This window comes from Mycolicibacterium nivoides, assembly GCF_003855255.1.
In the GTDB taxonomy this organism is placed as follows: Bacteria; Actinomycetota; Actinomycetes; order Mycobacteriales; family Mycobacteriaceae; genus Mycobacterium; species Mycobacterium nivoides.
This window is the reverse complement of record NZ_CP034072.1, coordinates 1,228,675-1,235,295: the sequence shown is the minus strand read 5'-3', so window position 1 is coordinate 1,235,295 and position 6,621 is coordinate 1,228,675. Positions and strand designations below refer to the sequence as shown.

6 protein-coding genes are annotated in these 6,621 nt (G+C 63.2%); 2 read left to right on the top strand and 4 right to left on the bottom strand.

The features are described from left to right. Positions 1-17 precede the first annotated feature (17 nt). Positions 18-248, bottom strand: coding sequence for an MbtH family protein (locus tag EH231_RS05930; RefSeq protein ID WP_124712060.1), 231 nt, complete (start codon positions 246-248; stop codon positions 18-20). Positions 249-827: 579 nt separating this feature from the next. On the opposite strand from EH231_RS05930, the gene EH231_RS05925 reads away from it, so the two are divergent. Next, positions 828-2,234: a cytochrome P450 gene (locus tag EH231_RS05925; protein ID WP_090425936.1), complete on the top strand. Its 1,407-nt coding sequence runs from the start codon at positions 828-830 to the stop codon at positions 2,232-2,234. A 30-nt stretch (positions 2,235-2,264) separates the two neighbouring features. On the opposite strand, the gene EH231_RS05920 is transcribed toward EH231_RS05925, so the two are convergent. The 3 genes from EH231_RS05920 to EH231_RS05910 form a co-directional block, all read right to left on the bottom strand. Continuing rightward, positions 2,265-3,530, bottom strand: a complete 1,266-nt coding sequence (locus tag EH231_RS05920) for a glycosyltransferase (protein WP_124712059.1) — start codon at positions 3,528-3,530, stop codon at positions 2,265-2,267. A gap of 64 nt (positions 3,531-3,594) precedes the next feature. Beyond that, positions 3,595-4,434 (bottom strand): TylF/MycF/NovP-related O-methyltransferase, encoded by an 840-nt coding sequence (locus EH231_RS05915; RefSeq protein WP_090425931.1) that lies wholly within the window; start codon positions 4,432-4,434, stop codon positions 3,595-3,597. Positions 4,435-4,642: 208 nt separating this feature from the next. Then, positions 4,643-5,626 carry a class I SAM-dependent methyltransferase gene (locus EH231_RS05910; RefSeq protein WP_164480786.1) on the bottom strand — a complete coding sequence of 328 codons (984 nt, stop codon included), beginning with the start codon at positions 5,624-5,626 and terminating at the stop codon, positions 4,643-4,645. 133 nt (positions 5,627-5,759) lie between these two features. Here EH231_RS05910 and EH231_RS05905 point away from each other — a divergent pair, with 133 nt between their 5' ends. After that, positions 5,760-6,617, top strand: coding sequence for a GAP family protein (locus EH231_RS05905; RefSeq protein ID WP_241177892.1), 858 nt, complete (start codon positions 5,760-5,762; stop codon positions 6,615-6,617). The last annotated feature ends 4 nt before the right edge of the window (positions 6,618-6,621 follow it).

The window sequence follows — 6,621 nt, the reverse complement described above, 5'->3', positions numbered from 1 at the left end:
CGGTCGCAGCCCGCCGACTACTGATCAACAGTCCGACCCTGTGCCAACCTGTCTCGCAGACTCTTCGGCCGAATGTCGGCCCAGTGTTGCTCGATGTACTCCAGGCATGCGGCGCGGTTCGCCTCGCCGTAGACCACCCGCCATCCGGCTGGAACATCCGCGAAGGCCGGCCACAAGCTGTGTTGCTCCTCGTCGTTGATCAAGACGAAGAAGCTGCCGTTGTCGTCGTCGAATGGATTGATACTCACCTGTTCTCCACACCATCTGGGCGAGCTAAATGGAACACGTTCTAAACCTAACCCAGACGGTCCGACTGGCAAGCGATTTTAGGAAAATCGTCAATATTTGCTGTTCTACGTCCGGCAGGCGTGGTGCGATGCGGGAACAGTCTGCAGGACCACCGTTAACATGGCGAATTAGCCAGCAGACCTTGGTATGCGCCCGGTAAGCGCCCTGCTGCCAACGTCGACACCAGCCATTTCGCCGATAGTGTCATGGTTTGCCAGAATTTTGCTGACCGGCGGGTAGTCGGCATCGGCGACGCGTCATCGAGCCATCGGCCGATCCCTAGAGCTCATAGGAAATACAAATTCAATCGATCAACAAACGCTGTGCATCCGCTCAGGATTCCGCCGGGAGACGATCCGTCGAAAGTGCCCCGCGCCCCAACCGACAACGTACGGTTGGGAGTTACCGTAGAACCCAGAGCTGCGACCGTGGATCGACCCGGAGCACTTGCTCCCCCGCGACCGGCGATCAGCGTCGGTCACAGCCCGAGGTCGTCATGTCGGCATACGTACCATCTAGTAGCTAGGGATCGCGCAGAAGTGAGCAATACCGCCAAAACCGCACTGCCGCCTGGACCTCCGCTTCCCATGGTGGTGCAGTCCGCGTTGATGGCGGGCTACGGCTTGCGCTTCCTGAAGGGGTGCAAACGCCGCTACGGCAACATGTTCACACTGCGGATTCCACTTTCGGGTACGGTCGTGTACCTTGCGGATCCCGCCGATATCAAGACCGTATATGCCGGTGACCCCAAGGTTTTTCATTCCGGCGAAGCGCATTGGTTTTTTCGTGGACTTCTTGGCGACAGCTCGCTGTTCGTGCTCGACGAGGACGCACACCACAGCCTGCGTCGCCTGACCATGCCGGCGTTCCACCGCGATGCCGTCGCAAACCAGGCCGCTCAGATGACCGAGATCGCGGCCGCGAACATCGCCGGCTGGGAGGTCGGCAAGAGCTTCCCGGTGGCGCCCAAGACGACCGAGATCACGCTGGAAGTGATCCTGCGGACCGTCATCGGCGCCAGCGACCCAGCACGGCTGGCCGCGTTGCGCAAGGTCGTGCCGAGACTGCTCTACATGAAATCGTGGGAAACACCGGCGATTACGAAGCCGAGTCTGCGGCGCCACCACCCGTGGCGAGGAGTGGGCCGACGATTCGCGGAGACCGACGCCCTGCTCTACGCCGAGATCGCCGACCGTCGCGCCGACCCCAACCTCGCCGAACGCACCGACGTGCTGGCCATGCTGGTCCGCGCCACCGACGACGACGGCCGCGTGATGTCCGACAGCGAACTGCGAGACCAGCTCCTGACGGCGATCGCGGCCGGGCACGAGACCACCGCGACGGCCCTGTCCTGGGCACTGGAACGGCTGACCCGCCACCCGGTGGCGTTGGCCAAGGCCGTGCAGGCCGCCGATGCCAGCGCGGCGGGCGATCCTGCCGGTGACGAGTACCTCGACGCGGTGATCAAAGAGACGCTGCGGATCCGTCCGGTGCTGTTCAGCTCGGGACGCGTGCTGAAGGAGCCGGTCGAGGTGGGCGGCTACCGGCTTCCCGCGGGCATCATGGTCGACCCGGCGATCGGGCTCGTGCACGCCAGCCCCACGGTGTACCCGGATCCGGACAGGTTCGACCCCGATCGCATGCTCGGCACCACCCTGAGCCCGACGACCTGGTTACCGTTCGGCGGCGGGAACCGCCGCTGCCTCGGCGCCACCTTCGCCATGGTCGAGATACGGCTCGTACTACGTGAGATCCTCCGCAGGGTCGAGTTGAGAACCACCACCGCGGCAGACGAGAAGCAGCGACCGAAACATGTCACGTTCGTGCCGCATCGCGGCGGGGTGATCCACGTTCGCGCGATCAGAGACGCCACACCGCCATCACGGGTGTCAATGGCCCCAACACACTGCCCCGCCAGCGCTCACGGGTCGCACAACTCGCAGTAGTAACGCGCCGCGAAGCTGATTCGACGTCGGTCACGGCCGGCCGAGGCCGGCCAGCTTCTCCACGAGATCGGCGGTGACCATCACGCTTTCGGCAGGCTTGGTCATCCGCGCGGCGACCTCGCGGGCTCGATCGGCATACTGCGGGTCGAGGATGGTGCGCAGGTCTGCGACCAACGACTTTTCGGTGGTGCCCGAAAAACGGCGGGCAGTACCCACTTTCAGCTGTTTCACCCGCCTGCCCCACAGTGTCTGATCGAGGTCCGTCGACAGGATCAGGGTGGGAACTCCGGCACGCAGCCCCGCAGCCGTGGTGCCCAATCCCCCGTGGTGAACGACGGCACGGCAGGCGGGGAAAGCGGCCGAGTAGTTCATCGCACCGACCACCTTCACGTGATCGGACGGCGGGACGTCGCTCAGGTCGGTTCCGGCGGAACACACCAACGCACGCTCGCCCAGCTCCGCGCAGACCGAGCTGATCATCGCGAGTGTCTTGGCGCCGGATTCCATCGGCAAGCTGCCGAAGCCGAAGAAAATCGGCGGTGTTCCCGCGGCGATCCACGACGCGACCTCGTCATCGGAATCGCCGGGCAGATCCATCGTCAAAGCACCGACAAAGGGCCGTTGATCAGACCATTGCGCCCATTCGGCGCCGAGGCCGGGAAAGCAGACTTCGTCGTACGCCTGAATCTCCAGACAGCCGCGTTCGGTGAGCCGCCACGGTGAGGGCGCTGTGGCCTTCGGCAGCGACAGTTCACCGCGCTGAATACCCTCGACTTTCTTCGCGTTGCGCCACGCGACCCACTCAGAGGCCTTCATCGCTGAACGGCCCAACGGCGCAGGCAGGAACGGTACGAACTGGCCGTTGGCCCGCAACGGGAACAGGTGCAGGGTGGCCAACGGAATATCGTAGTACTCGGCGACGTTGCCCGCGGCGTCCTCGAAGTTCACGCCGGTGAACAGCAAGTCGGCACCGTCGGCCAGTGACGTCAATGTGGCGATGATGTCCTTCCAGCACTGGTGAAAGGGCTCGACGACCTCGCGCCGCAACCTGATCAGTTCCCGGACCTTCCAGAAGTTGCGGAAGAAATGGGTCCAGAAGTCGCGGTGGGAGTCCAGGACAGCCTGCAGATCGGGCCCGTACGGAATCGCCGTCGGCCCGGCCGCCTCGGCGAAGGAAACCAGATCAGGCGGGACAGCCATCCGCACGTCATGTCCGCGGCCCAGCAGCTCGCGGCCGACGGCAACCAAAGGCTCGATGTCGCCGCGTGTGCCGTAGCTCGCGAGTACGAATTTCATCGTGGACTCTGGCCTCTCAATTACCTTGCGCGCCTGCGCAATGACGGCGACAGCCGTGCCGGCGCTACTTGCGCCACAGCACAGCAGTCCCGTCTATGTCGACGATCTCGGCGGTGATCCCATGCTCCGCGCGGTAGTCGGTGACGGCTTCCCGGCACGGCTTGAGATCGTGGTAGTCGTCGATGATGCAGAAGCCCCCCGGAGACAGTCGCGGGTAGAGCGCCTCGAGCGCTTGGATCGTGGATTCATACAGATCGCCATCGACCCGCAGCACAGCGATGCGATCGATCGGCGCATCGTGCAGGGTGTCCTTGAACCAACCAGGAAGAAAGCGGACCTGGTCGTCCAGCAGTCCGTAGCGCTGGAAGTTTGCCTTGACCTCAGTTTCGGACACACCGAGGATCCCGGCAAGGCTCTGCGTCCTGAGGCCTTTGTCGGCCTTGTAGTTCTCGGGGTCTGCCGGTGGCAGGCCCTCGAAGGAATCCGCCACCCAGACACTTCGCGTCTCATCGCCATAGGCAGCCAGTACGGCACGCATCAGGATGCAGGCCCCGCCACGCCACACTCCGCATTCGATCAGGTCGCCCGGGATGTCCTCCGCCAGCACAGTCTCGACGCAATGCTGAAGACTGGTGAGCCGCTGCATTCCGATCATCGTCTCGGCCTCCGCCGGCCAGTCGATGCCCAAGTCGCGCTTGTGCTGAACGAGCGTGCTGCGATTCTCGTTCGGCGTGGCGCGGGCGAGTCGATACGCCCCGCCGCGGACCATCATGCGATTGAGGGTCTTGAAGTACAGACGTCGCCGCAGCGTCCACTGCGCGGGCATACGCTCGTGCATCCCGTACCTGGTGAGGTTGCCTCGGATCAGGTCGAGGTACAGAGATCGAACGTCGAGATCGGTCACGTGAAAAGGGCCCCCAGCTTGTATGTCCAGATGGTTTCGATGACTCTAGCTTCGAACGGGCATGGACTCGGCGCGGTTTGGGTGATTCGGATTCAATCGTTGACTCGGCGGGTGCCGCTCGGTCGATGCGCCAAGACCAATTAAGGGTTGCCTAATGCCGACAGCTAGATTCGATTGCGGCAGAGCGGATTTCCAGCTGTCCGACGCCTCACATCGCCTGCAGCACAAACCCGGTTTGGTCGCCGCGCTGCCGCTGGTTGAGCGATAGAGCGCGTTTCTCCCACTCCCACAGCTGCTTGGGGCCGAACATTCGGAGAATCTTGGGGTCGGTCACCGCAACGTCACGTCGATACGCTTCGCTGCCGAGGAACTGGCCCAAATTCGAATCATCGAACGTCCTGACGACTCGCAGTCCGGCCTTCTCCGCCGCCATCGCCATTCCCTGCCGTGACGGTATGACCATGTGCCGGGGTGCATCAGCCTGCACCCAGTCCGCCCGGTAGGTGGTCCAAGCTTCTGACGAGGTCGTGGGCACACGAGCCAGGCACATTCCGCCCACAGCGAGCTTCTCGTACGCAACTTTGAGTGTCGCGACCGGATCGGGGACGTGCTCGAGGGAATGGTTGAACATCAGGAGGTCGAATTTGCCATCGACGGTGTTCAAATCGCGTTTCATCAATGGCACGCCTTCAGCGGACTCGCCATCGGCCGCGATGAACGGATCCGCACCGAGCAAATTGTTGAATCCAATTCGACTCAACCGGTCGAGCAGTTCACCGGTACCGCAACCTACGTCCAGAATTCGAGCGTCACGCTCAACTTCAAGTTGAGCAAGCATCCTGACGACGTCTCCTCCGAGAAGCACGCGGAAGATTCCTTCGGATATCCGAGCCGAGATCAGGGCTCCGAGCATCCGGTTGCCGCCGCCACGCAGCTTGTGCGCATCGTGTTGGGTGACCAGCCATCGGAACGCGCTGGGTTGGGCCGACGCATTGTGCGAGTAGTAGTTTGGTGGGTAGTGGCGCATGAGCTCTTCGCCCTCGAGCGCGTCGTGAATCTGCAACGTCTCGCACGCAGCGCAGCTGAAATATTCGAACGTTTCCCGAGTGCCGAACATCATCTCGCGAACTTCAATTGCCTGGTGGGGACCGATCGATCCGCACAGCCGGCAATCTTTTGTAACCGCTTTCACCCGTCCAACCTCAGAGAACTCGACGCCACCGGCGCAGCATAGCTTTTGCGGGGGCTGCCCGTGCCGAAACCGTGATGCCACCGGAGTCGGCGCGCGGGCGAAGTTAGCTCTGGCAAGCCGACTTTGGTGCGCCGTGATCGCTGCGCACAACGATGGCTTCAAAAGAGCCGACAGCCCGGAGCAACCTAGTAGTGTTTCGGCGGTGTGGGGTTCGGTGCTGGCGCTAGGTGTTCTGGTTGGGCTCGATCCCATGCGGCTGGGCATCACCCTTCTCGTGATCTCGCGGCCGCGGCCCGTGCAGAACCTGCTGATGTTCGGCGCCGGCTGCGTGACGGCGACCATTCCCACGTTGGTGATTCCGCTGACGCTGCTGCACCTCACGCCGATGTTCAAGTCCACCGCGGAGTCGTGGGCCAAGAGCTCCACCGGCGGTTACATTCAAATCGGCATGGGTTCGGTCGCGCTGATGACTGCAACGGTGCTGACCGTGCACTTCTGGGTGCGCCAGCGGGCGACGGTGCCGGCCCCGGAGGGTGGCACATCGACCCTGGTGTCGGAGGCGAACACTTCGACACCGGTCTCGCGACTCCTGGCCCGCGCGCAGGATGCCCCGGCAGAGGGCCGCTCGGTATTCCGCCGGTTGTTGCGCCGCGGCCACGACGCGTGGGAAGACGGATCTTTGTGGGTCTCGTTCGTGATCGGCTTCTCGTTTGCCGGTGCGCCGCCCGACGTAGCCCTGTTCCTGCTTGCGATCGTCGTGGTCTCAGGAGCCGCGGTCGGCACGCAGATCACCGCGACCATCGCGTTCGTCGTCGGGATGCTCGCCGTTGTCGAGGTCGTCCTGGTCAGCTATCTGGCCGCGCCTGCGAAAACCGAAGCCATCGTGCAACGACTACACGATTGGGCGTGGGCTCATCATCGAAAGATCCTGGTGGCCATGTGCGTACTGGCCGGCACGATGCTGATCGCCAAGGGTTTGAACAGCATCTGACCTG